Source organism: Variovorax terrae (genome assembly GCF_022809125.1).
In the GTDB taxonomy this organism is placed as follows: Bacteria; Pseudomonadota; Gammaproteobacteria; order Burkholderiales; family Burkholderiaceae_C; genus Variovorax_A; species Variovorax_A terrae.
Genome location: NZ_JALGBI010000001.1, coordinates 618,534 through 637,739, shown reverse-complemented (window position 1 = coordinate 637,739; position 19,206 = coordinate 618,534). Strand labels below are relative to the sequence as shown.

The following is a 19,206-nucleotide window of genomic DNA, read 5'->3' as shown; positions in this document are numbered from 1 at the left end:
TGTCAGGAACGAGGAGCCGGCCCGCCAGATGGGATCGAAGCCCCCGGGAGCCTCCCCGGCGCTTCGGGAAACACCGCGGAGGCGGCTTGGCCGGGCCGCGGGTGTTGCCCCTCGCGAGGGGGAGGCGCAGCGCACGGAATGCGCACTGCCTGGGGGTGTGCCAGGATCACATCTTGGATTTGCCGTCCGGCTCGTCCTTCTTCTTGTCGTTGCCTTCGATGTACGGGCTCCACGGCTTGGCCTTGACCGGGCCGGGCGTCTTCCACACCACGTTGAACTGGCCGTCGGCCTTGATCTCGCCGATGAACACGCTCTTGTGCAGGTGGTGGTTCTTCTCGTCCATCTTGGAGACGATGCCCGAGGGCGCCTTGAAGGTCTGGCCCGCCATGGCGGCGATCACCTTGTCGGTGTCGGTGGACTTGGCCTTCTCCACCGCCTGCTTCCACATGTGGATGCCGATCCAGGTGGCTTCCATCGGGTCGTTGGTCAGCGGCTTGTCCATGTGGCCGGGAATCTTCTTGGCCTTGGCGTAGTCGCTCCACTGCTTGATGAACTCAGTGTTGGTCGGGTTCTTCAGGCTCATGAAGTAGTTCCAGGCAGCGAGGTGGCCGACCAGCGGCTTGGTGTCCACGCCGCGCAGCTCTTCCTCACCGACCGAGAAGGCCACCACCGGCACGTCCTTGGCCTTGAGGCCGGCGTTGCCCAGTTCCTTGTAGAACGGCACGTTGGAGTCGCCGTTGATGGTGGAGACCACCGCCGTCTTGCCGCCGGCCGAGAACTTCTTGATGTCGGCCACGATGGTCTGGTAGTCGCTGTGGCCGAAGGGCGTGTACTTCTCGTCGATGTCCTTGTCGGCCACGCCCTTGCTCTTGAGGTAGGCGCGCAGGATCTTGTTGGTGGTGCGCGGGTAGACGTAGTCGGTGCCCAGCAGCACCCAGCGCTTGGCACCGCCGCCTTCCTTGCTCATCAGGTAGTCCACCGCCGGAATGGCCTGCTGGTTGGGCGCGGCGCCGGTGTAGAACACGTTCTTGGAGAGCTCTTCACCCTCGTACTGCACCGGGTAGAACAGCAGGCCGTTCATTTCCTCGACCACCGGCAGCACCGACTTGCGCGACACCGAGGTCCAGCAGCCGAAGATCACCGAAACCTTGTCCTGGCCGAGCAGCTGCTTGGTCTTCTCGGCGAACAGCGGCCAGTTGGAAGCCGGGTCGACCACCACGGGCTCGAGCTGCTTGCCCAGCACGCCGCCCTTCTTGTTGATGTCGTCGATGGCCATCAGCACCGTGTCCTTGAGCACGGTTTCCGAGATCGCCATGGTGCCTGAGAGGCTGTGCAGCACGCCCACCTTGATGGTGTCGGCGGCATGGGCTGGCAAAGCGCTAAGGCTGGCCAGGGCGGTGGCGGCCGCGAGGGCCTTGAGGGTGAACCGGCGTTGCATGTGGCTTCTCCAAGTGAGGAACGAACAAAGGGGATGGACGGGGTTCGCTGTCGCCGCCCTCCCGGACGCCATTCAGCGGACAGGTTCATGCTAGGTTCGCCCCCGGGCCGCGCCAATACGCCAGGTGGCGTACGCGACCGGTGCCGGCAGGCATGGGTTGCTATTAAATCCATAGCACCCGATGACCGCCCGACAAGGACATCGGCCGGTATTTCCTTGAAAACCCGGCGCCGAAGCGCTGCGGGCCGACCGCCGGGCTGATCGCGAGGCCGCCGGCCATCCACGCTGGCCCTGCTCCTGCCCTGCGGCGCGGGCGCCAAGCCGATCCGGCAGGGTGAGGGCGGCGGGTCTCCCCAATTAAATCCGGGCAATATTGATGGTAATATTTAATCCGGGTAAAATTAGACCCCTCCCTTTCCTCACCCGACCTCCCATGAACGACAAGCGCACCCTCACCCGGCAATACAAGGCCGCCCGGGTTCCCATGGGCGTGTTCCTGATCCGGAACCACGCCAACGGCCGCCTCTACGTCGATGCCAGCATGAACCTGCCGGGCGCGATGAACCGGCACCGCTTCGAGCTGCAGCTGCGCTCGCACCGCAACAAGGAGCTGCAGCGCGACTGGATCGCCTGCGGCGCCGACCAGTTCAGCTTCGAGGTGCTGGAGCGCCTCAAGGAACGCGACGACCCGCAGTTCGACTACCCGGCGGAACTCGCCGACGCCCTGGCGCTGTGGCGCGAAGAACTCCCCTGCCACGGGCCGGCCGGCTACAACGGCCGCCCGGGCCCGGCCCACACCAAGGAGGCGCCATGACCGACGCACTCACCCTGGGCCTGCGGCTGGCCGAGGCCCATGCGCGGCTCGGCTTCAAGCTGGACGACGAGCTCGGCACCTTCCATGGCCTGAGCTTCGGCGACTTCCTGCTGCTGCACCGGCTGGCGCTCGCCGAGGGGCGCCGCCTGCCGGTGGACGAACTCGCGCGGCCGCTGGGGCTCACGCTCTCGGCTGCCGTGCGCCGGCTGCTGCCGCTGGAGAAGACCGGGCTGCTCGACCGCGTGCCCGGCGCCGCGGGGCGGCGCGCCGGCGAGGCCGTGCTGCGCCCGGCAGGCCAGGCACTGCTGCAAGGCGCGCTCGAGACAGTGCAGGCCGTGTGCCGCGAGGCCACGCGGGCCATCGGCCCGGACGAGGCCGCCGCCACCGCCCATGCGCTTGAGGCGCTGTCGCGCAGCCGGGCGCTCGATCTGTAGCCGGGCGCGGTTTGGCGTCATGCCGGGGATGACAGAATCGCCCCCGAAAGGAAAATTTCCCCATGCCCCGACTGATCCTGATCCCCGGCCTGGCCGGCGACGCCACGATGTGGCAGGCGCAACTGGCCGCGCTGCCCGCCGCCCTGAGCCCCGTCGTCACCGACGTCCACACGCGCGCCGAAACGGTCGAGGCCATGGCCCGCGCCCTGCTGGAGGAGCATGGCGGCGAGCTGATCCTGTGCGGCGCGTCGATGGGCGGCATGGTGGCGATGGAGACGGCACGCCAGGCGCCGCAGCGCGTCCGGGGCCTGGCCCTGCTGGGCACCAGCGCGCGGCCCGAGACCGACGACATGCGCGCGCTGCGCGAGAGCGCGATCGAGCTGTTCCGCCAGGGGCGCGCCGAGGAAGTGATCCGGCCCAACGTGGGCTTTGCCTTCGCCCCGCAGCAGGCCAACGACCCGGCGCTGGTGCAGGCCTACCTGGACTTCGTGCTGGGCGCGGGCGCCGAGCAGCTGATCCGCCAGAACCGCGCCGTGATCGCGCGGCCCGATGCGCGCGCCCACCTGCCGCAGCTGCGCTGCCCCACGCTGGTGATGTGCGGCGAGGCCGACCAGCTCACCCCGCCGGAGTGCGCGCGCGAGATCGCGGCCCTGGTCCCCGGTGCCGAGCTGGTGCTGCTGCCGCAGTGCGGCCACATGCTGACGATGGAAAAGCCGGACGAGGTGAACGCCACGCTGCTGGCGTGGCTGGCACGGGTGAATCCGTCCCGGCCTTGAAGCCGGGCCGTCGATGGGTTTCCTGAACACGGCACGAAGCTGGGCCAGGCGCATCAAGCGCGATGCGATGACGCTGTGGTTCGCCCGAACGCATCCGGACACCCCCTGGTACGCCAAGGCGCTGGGCGCTTTCGTGCTGGCCTATGCGCTCAGCCCGATCGACCTGATCCCCGACTTCATTCCGGTGCTCGGCTACCTGGACGACGTCATCCTGCTTCCGGCCCTGATCTGGCTGACCCTGCGCCTGCTGCCGCCCCAGGTCTTGCTGGAGTCCCGCCAGCAGGCCGAGGCCTGGATGGCCCGGCCGGCGGCCAAGCCGCGCAGCTTCGTGGGGGCGGTCGTGATCGTGCTCGTCTGGACGGCGCTGGCCGTGGCGCTGGCCTTCTGGATCGCCGCCGCGCTGCGGCGCTGAGCGCCCGGCGGCCGATGCCTTTGCCGCCTTACTCGCGGCCCAGGCTGCGCACCTTCTCGGCCAGGCGCTGCTGCACCGAGGCCGAGACGAACTTGTCGACCTCGCCACCCAGCACCGCGATCTCGCGCACGAAGGTGCTGGAGATGAACTGGTACTTGTCGCTGGGCGTGAGGAACACGGTCTCCACGTCGGGCATCAGGCTGCGGTTCATGCCGGCGAGCTGGAACTCGTAGTCGAAGTCGGTCACGGCGCGCAGGCCGCGCACCATGGCCTTGCCGCCGCGCTGCACCACGAAGTCGCGCAGCAGGCCGGAGAAGCTCTCCACTTCCACCTGCGGATAGCGGCTCACCACCTCGCGCGCCATCTCGATGCGCTCCTGCAAGGTGAACAAGGCCTTCTTATGGTGGCCGGCGGCCACCGCCACAATCACGCGGTCGAACAACTGCGTGGCCCGCCGGACCACGTCTTCGTGGCCCAGGGTCATGGGGTCAAAGGTCCCGGGATAGACGGCAACGACGTTGGACATGAGCCCTTCTCCTCAACACGTTCATGACGGTTTTGTTGCAGTGCATTATGCCCGCCGTTACAGATGCCGTAACAAATGGGCGTGCACGGCCCCGGCTTTCAGGTGGCGGTGCGGCTGCAGACCGTGGGCGGCCAGCGCGTCGGCGTCCCAGGGCCGGGGCGCCTCGAGGTAGACCAGGCCATCGGCCCGCAGCGCAGTCCGGGCCGCCCGCAGCGCCGGCGCGAACAGCGCCTCCGCCTCGAACGGGGGGTCGAGAAACACCAGGTCGACCGAGCCCGGCGCGGCGCGCCCGAGCGCCGCCACGCCGTCGCCGCGCTCGATGCGCACCGCCGCGGCGCCCAGCCGGGTCTTGACGGCCGCAAGCCGCGCCACCAGCGCCGCGTCCTGCTCCAGCATCAGCACCTCGGCCGCGCCGCGCGAGGCGGCCTCGAAGCCCAGGGCGCCGCTGCCGGCGAAGGCATCGATGCAGCGCCAGCCCGTGAGGTCCTGGCCGAGCCAGTTGAACAGGGTTTCGCGCACGCGGTCGGGCGTGGGGCGCAGGCCGGGCCGGTCGGCCACCGGCAGCTTGCTGCGCTTCCACTGGCCGCCGATGATGCGCACCTCGTGCGGCGCCGCGGCCGGCGCCGGGCGGCTGCCCTTGGGGCGGCCCTTCGGGGCCGGCGCGCGGCGCGGTTGGGTGTCGGGAGAAGTCATGTCGCCGCCATTGTGGCGCACCGCGGGCCGCGGGCGGCCGCGTTTCCGATTCAGGGCGTGCCGCCCAGCACCACGGTCACCATGCGCTCGGGCTGCAGCTTGCGCGCGAAGGCGGCCTTGATCTGGGCCGCGCTGACCTGGCCGACCTGCTGCGTCCAGGTGTCGAGGTAGTTCAGCGGCAGCCCGTTCCAGGCGATGTTGGCCACGTTGTCCAGCAGCTTGCGGTTGCTGTCGATGCGCAGCGCGAAGCCGCCGATCAGGTTGTCCTTGGCGGCCTTGAGCTCGGCCTCGGTCGGCCCCTCGGCCACGAACTTGGCAACCACCTCGCGCGCCACGCGCACCGCCGCGTCGGCCTGGTCGGGCCGGGTCTGCAGGCCTACGGTGAAGGCGCCCGCATGCAGGCCGGGCGCGAAGTAGCTGTAGACGCTGTAGCTCAGGGCCCGCTTCTCGCGCACCTCGGAGGTCAGGCGCGAGACGAAGCCGCCGCCGCCCAGGATGTAGTTGCCCACGGTGAGCGCGAAGAAGTCGGGGTCGTTGCGCCGGTAGCCCGGCTGGCCGATCAGCACCTGGGCCTGGGCCGAGGCGAACGGGATGCGCTGCTCGCGCGCGGCGGCCAGCGGCGACACCTCGGGCAGTACAGGCAGCGGCGCGCAGGCAGCAGGCTGGGGCAGGCGCGACAGCAGGGTTTGCACCAGCGCATCGGCCTGCGCGCGCGTGACCGCGCCGACCAGGCTCACCTTGGCGCGGCAGGGCGCGATCAGGCCGCCGTAGAAGGCGCGCATGTCGGCCACGCCGATGCGCGCGAGGCTGTCCTCGGTCATCTCCTGGCCGTAGGGGTGGCCGCCGTAGACGGCCTGGGCGAAGGCGCGGCCGGCCAGGGTGGCCGGGCGGGTGTTGGCCTCCTTGAGCGCGGCGTTCAGGCGCGCGCGCTCGCGCAGCCAGACGGCCTCGGGAAACGCGGGTTCGCCAAGCTGGCGCGCGGCCAGCCGCACGGCGCGGTCCAGCAGGTCGGGGTAGGTCAGCGAGCGCAGCGAGAAGCTCATGCGGTCGTTGCCCGCGCCGGCGCCGAACGAGGCGCCGAGGTCGGCCCAGGCCTGGCTCAGCGCGTTCTCGTCGAGCGCCGGCTCGGCGCCGCGCGCCAGCAGCCCCTTGGAAGCCATGTCGGCGGTGACGCTGGCCAAGCCGGCCTGCGGGGCCGGGTCGCGGCGGGCGCCGGCGTCGAAGTCGATCTGCACGTCCAGCATCGGGATGCCCGGGCTCTCGACCAGATAGACCTGCGCGCCGCTGGCCTGGGTCCAGTGCTGGATCGGCAGGGCCGCGAAAGCGGCATTCATCCCGAAAAATGAGAGAAAAGCGGCCAACGTCCAGGTGCAGCGGTTGTTCTTTGCTATTGTTTTCATAGTGCTCGGGTTCATCGCATCTCTCCCGCGGCGCCGGGTGCCGCCGGGCGCGGCGCGCGGTTCTTGTCCAGAGGCTGCGGGCGCAGCGTGGCGACGGTGAGCTGGTCGTCGCCGAAGTAGCGCGCCGCCACCGCCTGCACCTGCTGCGCCGTGACGGCGCGCAGGCGCTGGATCAGGCGCTCGCCGGCGTCCAGCGGCTGGCCCTGGATCCAGTAGCTGCCGAGTTCGCGCGCCTGGTTCATCAGCGAGTCGAGCTTGTAGACCTCGCCGGCCACCCACTGCGTCTTGACGCGGTTGAGCTCGGCCTCGCTCACGCCCTCGCGCGCCACCAGCGCCACCTGGGCGCGCAGCGCGGCCTCGACCTGTTCCGCGGTCTTGCCCTGCGCCGGCACGCCATCCAGCACAAAGAGTTGCGGCCCGCGCCCGAACAGGCCGTTGCCCGCGCCGGCGCTGTCGGCCACGCGGTCGGGCCCCTGGGTCAGCGCGCGGGCCAGCCGCGCGCCCTCGTAGCCGTCGAGCACGGCCGCCAGCACCGTGAGGGCAAGCGCGTCCTCGTCGGACGGCTGGGGCGCCGTGAGCGAGGCCAGTTGCGGCACGCGGAACGCCAGCGTCACGTAGGCCTGCTCGGCCGGCGCCTTGAATTCGAGGCGGCGGATGCCCGCCTGCACGGGCTCGGTGCGCGGCTTGCGCGCGGGCACGGCGCGCGCCGGGATGCCGCCGTAGTATTTCTCGGCCAGGCGATGCACCTGGGCCGGCTCCACGTCGCCCACCACCACCACGGTGGCGTTGGCCGGCACGTACCAGCGGCGGTGGAAGTCGCGCACGTCGTCGGGCGTCATGGCGTCGAGGTCGCTCATCCAGCCCACCACCGGGCGGTGGTAGGGCGAGGCGATGAAGGCCGCGGCATTGAGCTGCTCGTACAGCAGCGAGCGCGGCACGTCCTCGGTGCGCATGCGGCGCTCCTCCTTGACCACCTCGATCTCCTTGCGGAACTCCTCGTCAGGCCACTGGTTGTGCGCGAAGCGGTCGGCTTCGAGCTTCATCACATCCTCCAGCCGGCCGGCCGGGATCTGCTGGTAGTAGCCGGTGTAATCGCGCGTGGTGAAGGCGTTCTCGCGCCCGCCCAGCGCCGCCACGCGGCGCGAGAACTCGCCCGGCGGCAGCGTCGGCGTGCCCTTGAACATCATGTGCTCCAGCGCATGCGCCACGCCCGAGGTGCCGTCCACCTCGTCCAGCGAGCCCACGCGCACCCAGACCATGTGCACGGCCGTGGGCGCGCGCCGGTCGGGCTTGACGATCAGCGTCATGCCGTTGGCGAGGGTGAATTGTTCGGTTTTGACGGGGGTCTGGGCGCTGGCGCCGGCCGTGAAGGCCAATCCCAGGACGAAGGAAAGGGCTGGGAGAAGTCGTTTCATAGAATGGTGTGATTCTAGAAAACCGCCCAATGTTCAGTTTCTTCAAGAAAAAAGCACCGCCCGCCCCCCCTGCTCCCACCGCGCTGCCCGACGCCGCAGCCCCCGTTTCCGTGCCGCCGGCCGTCGCGCCCGCCGTGGCTGCCAGCCCGGCGCCCGCCGCGCCCGAGCCCTCGCGCAAGGGCTGGCTCGACAAGCTCAAGGCCGGCTTGCGCAAGACCGGCTCGAGCATCGCCACCGTGTTCACCGGCACGCAGATCGACGATGCGCTGTATGAAGAGCTGGAAGCCGCCCTGCTGATGGCCGACACCGGCGTCAAGGCCACCCAGCACCTGCTGGACGATCTGCGGCGGCGCGTCAAGGAAACCAAGACCACCGACCCGGCCGCCGTCAAGGGCCTGCTGGCCGACGCCATCGCCGAGCTGCTGGCGCCGCTGGAGAAGCCGCTGGTGATCGGCCAGCACAAGCCCACCGTGATCATGGTGGCGGGCGTCAACGGCGCGGGCAAGACCACCTCGATCGGCAAGCTCACGCGCCACCTGTCGGCCGAGGGCGCCTCGGTGCTGCTGGCCGCGGCCGACACCTTCCGCGCCGCGGCGCGCGAGCAGCTTGGCGTCTGGGCCGACCGCAACACCGTGGAGATCGTCAGCCAGGAAGGCGGCGACCCGGCCGCCGTGAGCTTCGACGCCGTCACCGCGGGCCGGGCGCGCGGCAAGGACGTGGTGCTGGTGGACACGGCCGGGCGCCTGCCGACGCAACTGCATTTGATGGAGGAGCTGCGCAAGATCAAGCGGGTGGTGACCAAGGCCGATGCCACGGCACCGCACGAGGTGCTGCTGGTGATCGACGGCAACACCGGCCAGAACGCATTGGCCCAGGTGCGCGCCTTCGACGACGCGCTGCAGCTCACCGGCCTGATCGTGACCAAGCTTGACGGCACGGCCAAGGGCGGCGTGCTGGCTGCCATTGCCCTCTGGGCGCGCGAGCGCACCCAGATTCACCCGGACTTGCGGCCGGTCCCCGTCTATTTCATCGGCGTGGGCGAGAAGCTCGAAGACCTGGAAACCTTCAGCGCTCGGGAGTTTGCGCAGGCTTTGCTGGCTTGATTTTGCTGGCTTGATTCTTGGTTGGAGGTTTTCCTCCGGCGAAGCGCCTGCCGCCGGGGCGCAGCGCTTGCGCCACCAGAGCCCCGGCCCCTTCGGGTGAGCCGCTGCAGTGCTCAAAACGGGCGGGCCTCAGTGGCTTGGGTTTGACACTTGTCGTCCGCTGCGATGGCCTGGCCCGTTTTTCCGCGCTTCGCGCCCGGAGCTCTTGATCGGTGGCGCAAGCGCTGCGCCCCGGCAGCAGGCTTTGGGCGAGCGGGCGGGTTGCGCGCCTAATGAAAATGCCTGCGCCCCTGCGCCCCTGCGCCCCTGCGTTCCCAAGCTCTTTCGCGGACCACCATCTCCTCTCGCGCCCAAGCGTGCGCCCAGGCCGCGCGGCCCAATCAGAGCCGCAGGCGCGAAGCACGGAAAAACAGGCTGCGAGGTCTCAACGGACCGCCGTTGTCAAACCCGAGCCCATCCGGTTCGCCTGTTTTGAGTACTGCAGCGGCTCACCCCGCAGGGGGCTGCGGCGAGGGCCGCGCTGCCTGGGCGCACGCTTGGGCGCAGGCGCGGTACAGGCGTGCGGCACAGGCACGGCGCCCGCCTATCGCAGCAGCAAATCAATCAGGCTTGCGCCCCGGCTTTGCCCAGCCCACGAATTGCGGCGCCACGCGCGCCACCACCGGGCCGTTGAAGTCCCAGGTCATGCACTTGCCCATGTAGAACGGCGGATCGCCGCCCTCGACGGCCGGCTGCCCGGCCTCGCGGCGCCGCACCTCGCGCGCATGCGGGATGGTCTGGAAGGCCGCCGTCGCCAGGTTGAACAGCAGCTCGCGCAGGTGGGTGCAGCCCTGCACGCCGCCGATGGCGCGGTCGATCGCCTGGCGCCAGCCGGGGCCCATGGTCTGGCCGATCATGCGTTTCATGGTGGCATCGGCGGACCGGCATTCGCCGAACGGCGTGCTCTCCATCGAGGTTTCGATGTCATGGATGCAGAGGCGGTCGTCCACCGTCGCGCGCAGGTGCATGTGGTGGATCGGCGTGCCCGCGGGCATGGAGCGGCTGCCGCTGGCGTAGCTGTAGTGCTTGCTGTCGTGCAGCTCGCCCTCCATATCCCACAGCCCGTCCTCGCGGGCATAGCCGCGGAAGGTGATGGTTCGGGTGTGCAGGGGAGCGCGGGCGGCGGGTGTGCTGAGCATGGGGGAATGAAAGCGTTCAGTGGGTCTGGAAAGGATTTTGCCCGCATTGCCCCGGCGCGGCCTGTCAGGCGCCAGATTGCGGCCCCAATTGGGCCAAGGTCCAGGCGGCATAGTCTTTGTCTGCTATGTATTTCATAGCAACGATCTGCGGCAGCTCGTAGGGGTGATGCGCCTTCAGCCAGCGCTCCAGCGCCGTGCGGGCCGCCGGGGCGGTCTTGAACGTGAGCCGGAATTCGCGCTCCTCGCACAGCCGCCCCTGCCAGGGGTACAGCGATTCGATCGGCTCGATCTGCGCGCAGGCGGCAAGCTGCTGCGCCAGCACCTCGCGCGCCAGGCGGTGCGCGTCCTCAAGGGTTGCCACGGTGGTGGCGACGCTCCAAATGTCGTATTTTTGACTGTCTTGCATGGCCGCGGACCTCCAGAATCAGGTCATTGTTCCAAGAATACAGCCCAGGAGACAGCCCCATGACGACCGCCGCCGACACCCACGCCCCCGCCGCCGGCACACGCCGGGTGGACCAGCTGCTCGCCCACTACGGCGAGAGCCACCGCAACCCGACCAACGAGCTGATCCACTTCGTGGCCATCCCGGCCATCATGCTCAGCATCGTGGGCATGATGTACGCCGCGCATCCCTGGGTGGCCTATGCCTTCCTCGCGGCCAGCGTGGTGTACTACGCCCGGCTGTCGGTGGTGTTCCTCGTCACCATGGTGCTGTGGTCGGGCCTGCTGCTGGCCCTGGTGCTGGCCATGGGCGCGATGGCCTTCAAGCTGTCGCTCGCCATCTTCGTCGTGGCCTGGATCTTCCAGTTCATCGGCCACAAGATCGAGGGCAAGAAGCCGTCCTTCTTCGAGGACCTGCAATACCTGTGGGTGGGGCCGCTGTTCGTGCTGAGCAAGCTGTTCAGCCGGCTTGGCATCCGCTGGTAAGCCACCGCTAACTTCTGCAACCTCGGCGCCGTGCCTGCGCGGCGCGGCACGGGCGGCGATGTCCCCTCGCCCCGGCCCCCTCGCGCAAGGATGCGAGAATCACGCGCCCTCTTTGACCGTTTGCTCAGTCTTGGCCATCGAGGGGCTGTCGATTGTGTGAAAGGCACGGAGCATGTTTCGAGGAATTTTGGCAAGCGCCCTGGTGCTGGCGCTGATCTGGTTGGGCCTGCAGGGACTGGGCTGGCTCATGGCCTCCCTGCTGGGCCGCGATCTGTCCACCCTGGAGTGGACCCTGGCCGTCCTGGTTCTGGCGGCCCTGGCGGCCGGCACCCTGCTGCGCCGCCGCAAACAGGCGCGCCGCAAGCACCTCGCCCTGCGCGACTCGGCGCTCTGGTGAGCCCACGCCCCGCACGCCCAGGCGCCGCACGCGCGGGCTACGGCGGCAGCAGGCGGTCGTACTCCTTCTTCACCACGGCATAGCATTCGCAGGTCCGCTGCTCGAGCCCGTGCCGGTCGAGCACGGTGATGTGGCCGCGCTGGTAGCGGATCAGCCCGGCAGCCTGCAGGTGGCCGGCCGCCTCGGTCACGCCCTCGCGGCGCACGCCCAGCATGTTGGCGATGAGTTCCTGCGTCATCGCCAGCTCGCTGGACGGCAGGCGGTCCAGGCTCAGCAGCAGCCAGCGGCAAAGCTGCTGGTCCAGCGAATGGTGGCGGTTGCACACGGCGGTCTGCGCCATCTGGGTGATCAGGGCCTGGGTGTAGCGCAGCAGCAGATGCAGCACGGGGCCGGCCTGCTCGAACTCCTGCAGCAGCAGGCCCGCCCGCAGGCGCCAGCCCTGGCCGGCGCTTTGCACCACCGCGCGGCTGGGGGTCGACCCGCCGCCCATGAACAGCGAGATGCCGACCATGCCCTCGTTGCCGACGACGGCGATCTCGGCCGACGCGCCGTCGGCCAGCACATGGAGCAGCGAGACGATCGCCGTGGTCGGGAAGTACACATGCGCCGGCTTGGCGCCGGATTCGCAGAGCACCGTGCCCAGCGGCAGCGCCACAGGCTCCAGCAGTGCCTGCCAGCGCGCCCACTCGGCCGGCGGCAGCGCCGCAAGCAGCCGGTTGTGTCGCGGATCGGCAGCGGGGGCCATCGACATCTCCTGGGCAGTCCGGCCAACCAGTCTACTCCCGCGCCGGCTCTGCCGCACAGGCGGCCGGCCCGCCAGCGTGCGATAGCGCACAGACGCGGCCTTGCGCCGCGGGCATGCTGATCCTGTTCACAGGAGTGATGCCATGAACATGATCACCCTCTTCATCGTCGCCGTGCTGGGCGCCCTCGGCGCACTGCTCGCCACCCTGGGCTGGCTGGGCCTGGGCATCGCCTTCGGGGTGGCCGCGGCCCTCGTCGCGCTGTCCCTGAAAATGGCCAACACCTGGCAGAAGTTCGTGGTGCTGCGCGCCGGCAAGCTGCAGGGCGTCAAGGGCCCCGGGCTGTTCATGATCATCCCGATCGTGGACAACGTGGTCGCCGTGATCGACGAGCGCATCCAGACCACTGCCTTCAATGCCGAGCAGGCGCTGACCCGGGACACCGTGCCGGTGAACGTCGACGCCATCATCTTCTGGCGCGTGCACAACGCGCAGAAGGCGGCGCTGGCGATCACGGACTACCGGCAGGCCATCGACCGCGTGGCGCAAACCTCGCTGCGCGAAATGATCGGGTCGTCGCTGCTGGCGGCGCTGCTGTCCGACCGCCGGGCGGCCGACCGCCAGCTGTGCGAGGACATCGGGCGCAAGACCGTCGAATGGGGTGTGACGGTCAGCTCGGTCGAGATCCGGGACGTGGCGATCCCGGTGGCGCTGCAGGACGCGATGTCGCGCCAGGCCCAGGCCGAGCGCGAGAAGCAGGCCCGCATCATCCTGGGAACGGCCGAGGCGGAGATCGCCGGCAAGTTCGTGGAGGCGGCCCGCATCTATGCCAACCAGCCGGGCGCGCTGCAGCTGCGCGCCATGAACATCATCTACGAGACCACCAAGGAGCGCGGAACGACCATCCTGATCCCGAGTTCCATGGTCGACAGCATGAACCCTGCGGCGGCCGTCGCCGTCGCGCTGACCACCGGCGGCACCGCCCATGCCGTGCCGGAGCCTGTGCATTAGGTTAGGGCCGGCTCACATTCCAGGTGCCCGGGCGCGGCCTGGCCTGCGGGGCAGGCGCGGCGCTAACCGGACCCGGCTGTCCGGCCGCCCAGCAAGCCCCGCTTCCCGCCGGGTCTTCCGGCAGAAGAGCCCGGGCTCTTGAAAATCCCATGAGAATCAATCATTTGAAGGTCAACACCGGTGGATTGACCGCAGTCACATTCCAGATCGACATCGGCCACGGCCAGGGCACAACCCTGGCTATGGAGGTGATTGAACTTTCCATTTAGCACTCTATCGAAGGGAGTGCTAACATGGATCTCTAGAGAAAGGAATTCTGGTATGACCCATCAGGCTGGAACCTCTGTCACCGCACTTGCCGTTGCCAATCCGTGGGCTGTGGTGCCCCCGCTCGGCAATCTGGATGCCTATATTTCGGTGGCCAACCGCCTGCCCCTGCTGACCTTGCAGGAAGAGCAGGAGTTCGCCAGAAAATTCAAGGAAAACAACGACCTGGAAGCGGCCGGGAAGCTGGTGCTGTCGCACCTGCGGCTGGTCGTGTCCGTGTCCCGCCAGTACCTGGGCTATGGCCTGCCGCACGGTGACCTGATCCAGGAGGGCAACGTGGGCCTCATGAAGGCCGTCAAGCGCTTCGACCCCGACCAGGGCGTGCGCCTGGTCAGCTACGCGCTGCACTGGATCAAGGCCGAAATCCACGAGTACATCCTGAAGAACTGGCGCATGGTCAAGGTGGCCACCACCAAGGCCCAGCGCAAGCTGTTCTTCAACCTGCGCTCGATGAAGCAGGGTTTCAAGGCCGATGCCGCCGCGGAAGACGCCGCCACCCACCGCGACACCCTCAATGAGCGCGAAATCGAGCTCATGGCGCGCACGCTGAACGTCAAGCGCGAGGAAGTGATCGAGATGGAAACCCGCCTGTCGGGCGGCGACGTGACGCTCGATCCCGGCCCGTCGGACGACGGCGAGGACAGCTTCGGCCCGATCGCCTACCTGGCCGACGCCCGCCACGAGCCGACCGCGCTGATCGAGTCGCGCCAGCGCGACGTGCTGGCCAGCGACGGCATCGCCGCCGCGCTCGAAGGCCTGGACGAGCGCAGCCGCCGCATCGTGGAAGAACGCTGGCTCAAGGTCAATGACGACGGTTCGGGCGGCATGACGCTGCACGAACTGGCCGCCGACTACGGCGTGAGTGCCGAACGCATCCGCCAGATCGAGGCGGCCGCGATGAAGAAGATGAAGAAGGCGCTGGCCGAATACGCCTGAATGCGCCTGGCCGGCACTTTATGGAGCCCGTCGTGGTAAGTCCGCGACGGGTTTCTTTCATCCAGGCACACCCCCCGGCACAATAGCGTCCGTGCCCTCAGCGCCCCCGCTCCCGACACCCCGACGGCTCGTCCGTTTCCTTCTTGCCCTGGCGTGCTTATGGCTGGCATGGTCCGCCGTCTTCGCCGAGGAAGCGTCTCCCGCGCCGCCGCTGGTGCGGCTGGAAGCCACCCAGTCCCTGGTCAACCTCGCGGATGAGAGCGAATTCTGGGTCGACGAAACCGGCATGCTCGGCATCGACGCCCTGGAGCAGCGCCAGGCCCGCCTGCCCTTTCGCCTGCGGCATGTGGACCAGCCCCACCTGATCGACGGCAAGGCCCTGTGGCTGCGCTTTGACGTGCGGATGGAAGACACCTCGGTGCGCTGGCAGCTCGAGCTGCCGCTGGCCGGCGTGGACCTTGCCACGCTCTACTACCGCGACGACCAGGGCCACTGGGTGGTGCAGCGGGCCGGCGACAGCCTGCCGCTCAGGGCCTGGCCGCAGGCCGGGCGCTACCCGGTGTTCTCGCTGTCGAACACGCCGCAGAAAACCACCCGCTACTTCCTGCAGATCATCCATGCGCGCGTGCCGTTTTCGGCCGGGCTGCAAATCGTCAGCGACAGCCGCATGACCACGCAGCACGAGAAGGAGCAGTTCTTCCTGGGCGCCTATTTCGGGCTGGCGGCGCTGGTGGTGGTGCTGGCCGCGGCCAACGCCCTGGCCTTTCGCGACTCGGGCTTTGGCAGCTATGCCGTCTACGTCGCCCTGCTGGCCGCGGCGCAGGCCGCCTTCACCGGCGTGGCCGCGCAATACCTGTGGCCCGGCTACCCTCAGCTCAGCAATGCCGGCGTGTTCTTCCTGCCGCTGATGGCCGCGGCCACCGGCATGTGGTTCGTGCGCACGGTGACCACGCCGCGGCAGTTCTCGCCCGCGCTGGACCGCTTCGTGCTGGCGCTGGTGGGCCTGCTGGTGGCCGCGGGCCTGATCGACGTGCTGTTCCCCACCAGCGAGGGCTTTGCCGTCACCAACACGCTGCTGACGGGCAGCATGCTGGTGATGCTGTCCGTCATCGTGCTGTCGGTGTTCGAGGGCGACCGCGACGCGCGCTGGGTGGCGCTGGGCTTCCTGCCGGTGATGATCGCTGCGATGTTCCCGCTGCTGCGCAACTTCGGCCTGATCTCGTCGGGCTTCCTCACCGAGTACGGCCTGACGCTGGGCTCGGCGATCGAGACGCCGATCCTGTTCTACGGCCTGCATCGGCGGCTGTCGGTGCGCCGCGAAGCGCAGGCCCGCGCGCGCGCGCTGTCGCAGACCGACCCGCTGACCGGGCTGGCCCACGCGCGCATCCTGCTGCTGCGCCTGCAGGGCGCGCTGGTGCGCGCGGTGCGCTACCACCACCAGAGCGGCCTGCTGCTGGTGAACCTGTCGAACCACGGCGCGCTGCTGCGCGAGCATGGCGGCGAGGCCGCCGAGCGCTCATTGGTGCTGGCCGCGTCGCGCCTGCGCGCCGTGGCGCGCGACGTGGACACGGCCGCGCGCGTGGGCGACCACCAGTTCGCGCTGCTGATCGAGGGCCCGACCACGCTGCAGGAAACGCAGGACATCGCGATGCATGCCGTGGCGCGCGGCCTGCGCGAGTCGGACATCCTGCCCGGTGGCGCCAGCCTCAAGTTCCACATCGCCATCACCATGCTGCCGGCCGGCGCGCTGGACGCGCAGACGCTGCTGGCCCGCCTGCAGGATGAGCTGCGGCAGATGGAGCCCGATGCGCGCAAGACCATCCGCGTCGCCAGCTTTGGGGCGCCCCCCGGGGCGGAGTCACCCGGCCCGGCGTTTTCTTGAGACGGCGCGCAACATCTGAAACAATTTTCTGCGGGCATCCACATGCTGCGGCCCCGTTGTCGCGGTAGCATTGCAGGCTGATCCGGCGCCAAGGCCCCGGGCCGTCGCCCGGACCTGTCTTCGCGGCGCGGGCCCCCGGGCCGCCGTCTTCACCTCAACCGCCTCCGGCCCTCTGCCGGGCCGCCAACTTTCAAGGATATTGCATGCTTCGCCGTCACGCCTTCCGCTACGCCACGCTCCTGATCGCCCTCGCCGCGGCTTCCACGGGCGCCCTTGCCCAGAAGGCCACCAAGGCCGCCCCGTCCGCGCCCTGGCCGACCAAGCCGGTCCGCATCCTGGTGGGCTTCCCCGGCGGCTCCACGCCCGACCTGGTGGCCCGCACCATCGCCGAGCCCCTGAGCAAGGCCCTGGGCCAGCCCGTGGTCGTGGAAAACAAGATCGGTGCCGGCGGCAACATCGCCGCCGACCAGGTGGCCAAGGCCACCGACGAGCACACCATCGGCGTGATGGTCAACGGCAACATGACGATCGCCAAGCTGCTCAACCCCAAGACCCCCTACGACCCGGTGAAGGACCTGGCGCCGCTCAGCCTGATCGGCACCGCGCCGCTGGTGCTGGCCGTGCCGGTCACCGCGCCCGGCAACACCACGCAGGAGTTCTTCCTGGCCGCGCGCAACTCGGGCACCAAGTGGAGCTACGGTTCGGTGGGCGTGGGCTCGGTCGGCCACCTGGGCATGGAACTGCTCAAGACCAAGACCAACATCGACCCGGTGCACGTGCCCTACCCGGGCAACCCCCAGGTGATCAACGCCATGATCGGCGGCCAGATCCAGCTATCGCTGCTGCCCCCGGCCCTGGCGGCCGCGCAGGTGCGCGCCGGCAAGCTCAAGGCCATCGGCGTGACGTCCATGGGCCGCAGCCCGCTGGTGCCTGAAATGCCCAGCCTGGCCGAAGGCGGCATCCAGGGCTTCCAGCTCGAGATCTGGACGGCCGCGGCCGCGCCGGCCTCGATGCCCAAGCCGATCGTGGCCAAGCTGTCGGGCCTGATCAGCGAAATCGCGCGCTCGCCCGAAGTCCGCGCCAAGCTGTTCCAGCAGGGCTGGCAGGTGGCCGGCACCTCGTCCGAGGGCCTGGCCAACCGCATCAAGAACGACACCAACATCCTCGGCGGCGTGATCGCGATGCGCGGCATCAAGGCCGAGTAAACCCGGCGCTTCCCGACCCAAAGGCCGGCTTGCCGGCCTTTTTTCATTTCACGATGACTCCAGCCCGGCCATGCGCTGGACTGCGCCGAAGCCAGATACAGCAGGTTTATCAATCACTTAGGCGGGTTCAGCATATGCCGGTGCATTCCGAAACCTGACCCGCCTTCCCCTCTAATGGCCCCTATGAGGCTCCTGGGAAACGGGTCTTTCCGAGGAGTCATCATGGCAAAGCTCAAGCTCACCAAGTCCGCCGTCGATGCGGCGCAACCCCAGGCGCAGGCCGTCGAGCTGCGGGATACCGTCGTGCCCGGTTTCATGTGCAAGATTACACCAGCGGGCCGCAAGGTGTTCATGCTCCAATACCGTACCAACGCGGGCGAGCGCCGCAAACCCGCCTTGGGCCTGTACGGTGAACTCACCGTCGAGCAGGCCCGCGCCCTGGCGCAGGAATGGATGGCCGAAGTACGCCGGGGCGGCGACCCCAGCGCGGCCAAGGCCGCAGCCCGCTCTGCCCCCACGGTCAAGGAACTGTGCGGCAAGTTCATGGAGGACTACTCCAAGCAGCGCAACAAGCCCAGCACGCAGGAAGGCTACCAAAGCGTGATCGACCGCAACATCATCCCCATCCTGGGCCGGATCAAAGTCCAGGACGTGAAGCGTTCCGACGTGGCCGCAGCGATGAAGAAGATGGCCCACAAGCCCGCCGACGCGAACCGCACCTTCAGCGTGATGCGCCGCATGTTCAACCTCGCCGAAGTGTGGGGCTACCGGCCCGATGGCACCAACCCTTGCCGCCATGTTCCGGTGTACCCCGACGGCAAGGCCACCCACCTTATTAGCGACGAAGACATGGGCAAGCTGTTCCGCTACCTGGAGCACATGGAAGCGGAAGGACTGGAGCACTACACCATCCCGCTGGCGATCCGTCTGCAATTCGAGTTCGCAGGCCGCCGCTCCGAAATCATCTCGCTCCAATGGCAATGGATCGATCTGGAAAACCGTCGCGTCGTCTGGCCCGACAGCAAGACCGGCAGCATGTCCAAGCCCATGAGCGAGGAAGCCTACCGGCTGCTTTCCACCGCGCCACGCAAAGACGGCTGCCCCTACGTCCTGCCCTCGCCCAACGACCCGACCAAGGCACTCACCGAAGGCGAGTACTACGGCGGCTGGAGCCGCGCCCTCAAGGCCGCAGGGGCTACACACGTTGGCACGCACGGTATCCGCCATCGTTCAACGACCGACATTGCCAATTCGGGCATCCCGGTGAAGGTGGGCATGGCGCTGACCGCGCACAAGACCGTGGCCATGTTCATGCGCTACGTCCACACCGAAGATGACCCGGTGCGTAAGGCGGCGGAGCTGGTGGCGAACCGCCGCAAAACCGTCGTCATGGGCAAGCAGCCAGCCAGCCAGGGAAACGCCGCCAGCACGCCATAGAACGGCCCGCGCCCTTGCATTCGGACTGCCAAGATTCCGCCCCTGTTTTACGCACGCAAACGTGCGCAAAACAGGGGCGGCAGCATTTCAAAACCACGCCAGCCGCAAGCATGGCCGCTGGCATCGTCACTGCCCGCCATCAAGCCATC

General features: G+C 68.8%; 20 protein-coding genes. 12 read left to right on the top strand and 8 right to left on the bottom strand.

The window, feature by feature from the left end:
* Window positions 1-166: 166 nt before the first annotated feature.
* Window positions 167-1,438 carry an urea ABC transporter substrate-binding protein gene (urtA, locus tag MMF98_RS02895; protein WP_243304148.1) on the bottom strand — a complete coding sequence of 424 codons (1,272 nt, stop codon included), beginning with the start codon at window positions 1,436-1,438 and terminating at the stop codon, window positions 167-169.
* Between the two features lie 433 nt (window positions 1,439-1,871).
* Between urtA and MMF98_RS02890 the strand changes: the two genes are divergently transcribed.
* The 4 genes from MMF98_RS02890 (at window position 1,872) to MMF98_RS02875 (ending at window position 3,874) form a co-directional block, all read left to right on the top strand.
* Entirely contained in the window at window positions 1,872-2,252 is a 381-nt protein-coding gene (locus MMF98_RS02890) for a GIY-YIG nuclease family protein (protein WP_243304145.1), read from the top strand.
* Window positions 2,249-2,686 carry a MarR family winged helix-turn-helix transcriptional regulator gene (locus tag MMF98_RS02885; RefSeq protein ID WP_243304142.1) on the top strand — a complete coding sequence of 146 codons (438 nt, stop codon included), beginning with the start codon at window positions 2,249-2,251 and terminating at the stop codon, window positions 2,684-2,686. Before MMF98_RS02890 ends, MMF98_RS02885 begins: the two co-directional genes overlap by 4 nt.
* Before the next feature lie 62 nt (window positions 2,687-2,748).
* Window positions 2,749-3,462, top strand: coding sequence for an alpha/beta fold hydrolase (locus MMF98_RS02880; RefSeq protein ID WP_243304141.1), 714 nt, complete (start codon window positions 2,749-2,751; stop codon window positions 3,460-3,462).
* A 13-nt stretch (window positions 3,463-3,475) separates the two neighbouring features.
* Complete coding sequence (locus MMF98_RS02875) at window positions 3,476-3,874, top strand: YkvA family protein (RefSeq protein ID WP_243304138.1); 399 nt, start codon at window positions 3,476-3,478, stop codon at window positions 3,872-3,874.
* A 28-nt stretch (window positions 3,875-3,902) separates the two neighbouring features.
* Here MMF98_RS02875 and coaD read toward each other — a convergent pair whose 3' ends face one another.
* Genes coaD through MMF98_RS02855 form a run of 4 tightly spaced genes read right to left on the bottom strand, consistent with a single transcriptional unit; the run spans window position 3,903 to window position 7,908 of the window.
* The gene (coaD, locus tag MMF98_RS02870; protein ID WP_243304136.1) at window positions 3,903-4,400 is read right to left on the bottom strand and encodes a pantetheine-phosphate adenylyltransferase; all 498 of its coding nucleotides are present in this window, start codon (window positions 4,398-4,400) and stop codon (window positions 3,903-3,905) included.
* A gap of 57 nt (window positions 4,401-4,457) precedes the next feature.
* On the bottom strand, window positions 4,458-5,093 hold the full coding sequence (gene rsmD / locus MMF98_RS02865) for a 16S rRNA (guanine(966)-N(2))-methyltransferase RsmD (protein ID WP_243304133.1): 636 nt from the start codon (window positions 5,091-5,093) through the stop codon (window positions 4,458-4,460).
* Between the two features lie 50 nt (window positions 5,094-5,143).
* Window positions 5,144-6,508, bottom strand: coding sequence for a M16 family metallopeptidase (locus MMF98_RS02860; RefSeq protein ID WP_423837553.1), 1,365 nt, complete (start codon window positions 6,506-6,508; stop codon window positions 5,144-5,146).
* Window positions 6,505-7,908, bottom strand: a complete 1,404-nt coding sequence (locus tag MMF98_RS02855) for a M16 family metallopeptidase (RefSeq protein ID WP_423837552.1) — start codon at window positions 7,906-7,908, stop codon at window positions 6,505-6,507. Before MMF98_RS02855 ends, MMF98_RS02860 begins: the two co-directional genes overlap by 4 nt.
* Before the next feature lie 29 nt (window positions 7,909-7,937).
* Here MMF98_RS02855 and ftsY point away from each other — a divergent pair, with 29 nt between their 5' ends.
* On the top strand, window positions 7,938-9,011 hold the full coding sequence (gene ftsY / locus MMF98_RS02850) for a signal recognition particle-docking protein FtsY (protein WP_243304130.1): 1,074 nt from the start codon (window positions 7,938-7,940) through the stop codon (window positions 9,009-9,011).
* A 599-nt stretch (window positions 9,012-9,610) separates the two neighbouring features.
* Here the strand turns inward: ftsY and MMF98_RS02845 are convergent.
* Both MMF98_RS02845 and cutA read right to left on the bottom strand, forming a co-directional pair.
* Complete coding sequence (locus MMF98_RS02845; RefSeq protein WP_243304129.1) at window positions 9,611-10,189, bottom strand: DUF2889 domain-containing protein; 579 nt, start codon at window positions 10,187-10,189, stop codon at window positions 9,611-9,613.
* 64 nt (window positions 10,190-10,253) lie between these two features.
* Window positions 10,254-10,595, bottom strand: coding sequence for a divalent-cation tolerance protein CutA (gene cutA / locus MMF98_RS02840; protein ID WP_243304127.1), 342 nt, complete (start codon window positions 10,593-10,595; stop codon window positions 10,254-10,256).
* 59 nt (window positions 10,596-10,654) lie between these two features.
* On the opposite strand from cutA, the gene MMF98_RS02835 reads away from it, so the two are divergent.
* Together MMF98_RS02835 and MMF98_RS02830 are read left to right on the top strand one after the other, a co-directional pair.
* Window positions 10,655-11,119, top strand: coding sequence for an Mpo1 family 2-hydroxy fatty acid dioxygenase (locus MMF98_RS02835; protein ID WP_243304125.1), 465 nt, complete (start codon window positions 10,655-10,657; stop codon window positions 11,117-11,119).
* Between the two features lie 172 nt (window positions 11,120-11,291).
* Window positions 11,292-11,516: a hypothetical protein gene (locus MMF98_RS02830; RefSeq protein ID WP_243304123.1), complete on the top strand. Its 225-nt coding sequence runs from the start codon at window positions 11,292-11,294 to the stop codon at window positions 11,514-11,516.
* A 37-nt stretch (window positions 11,517-11,553) separates the two neighbouring features.
* Here MMF98_RS02830 and MMF98_RS02825 read toward each other — a convergent pair whose 3' ends face one another.
* Window positions 11,554-12,261, bottom strand: a complete 708-nt coding sequence (locus MMF98_RS02825) for a Crp/Fnr family transcriptional regulator (RefSeq protein WP_243304122.1) — start codon at window positions 12,259-12,261, stop codon at window positions 11,554-11,556.
* Window positions 12,262-12,403: 142 nt separating this feature from the next.
* Here MMF98_RS02825 and MMF98_RS02820 point away from each other — a divergent pair, with 142 nt between their 5' ends.
* The 5 genes from MMF98_RS02820 to MMF98_RS02800 all read left to right on the top strand — a co-directional run bounded on the left by MMF98_RS02820 (window position 12,404) and on the right by MMF98_RS02800 (window position 19,057).
* Window positions 12,404-13,270: a slipin family protein gene (locus tag MMF98_RS02820; protein WP_243304119.1), complete on the top strand. Its 867-nt coding sequence runs from the start codon at window positions 12,404-12,406 to the stop codon at window positions 13,268-13,270.
* Between the two features lie 321 nt (window positions 13,271-13,591).
* On the top strand, window positions 13,592-14,533 hold the full coding sequence (gene rpoH / locus MMF98_RS02815) for an RNA polymerase sigma factor RpoH (protein WP_243304118.1): 942 nt from the start codon (window positions 13,592-13,594) through the stop codon (window positions 14,531-14,533).
* Between the two features lie 214 nt (window positions 14,534-14,747).
* Entirely contained in the window at window positions 14,748-16,415 is a 1,668-nt protein-coding gene (locus MMF98_RS02810) for a sensor domain-containing diguanylate cyclase (protein WP_243304116.1), read from the top strand.
* Between the two features lie 203 nt (window positions 16,416-16,618).
* Window positions 16,619-17,620, top strand: coding sequence for a Bug family tripartite tricarboxylate transporter substrate binding protein (locus MMF98_RS02805; RefSeq protein WP_243304114.1), 1,002 nt, complete (start codon window positions 16,619-16,621; stop codon window positions 17,618-17,620).
* A gap of 222 nt (window positions 17,621-17,842) precedes the next feature.
* Window positions 17,843-19,057 (top strand): tyrosine-type recombinase/integrase, encoded by a 1,215-nt coding sequence (locus MMF98_RS02800; protein ID WP_243304113.1) that lies wholly within the window; start codon window positions 17,843-17,845, stop codon window positions 19,055-19,057.
* Window positions 19,058-19,206 lie beyond the last annotated feature (149 nt).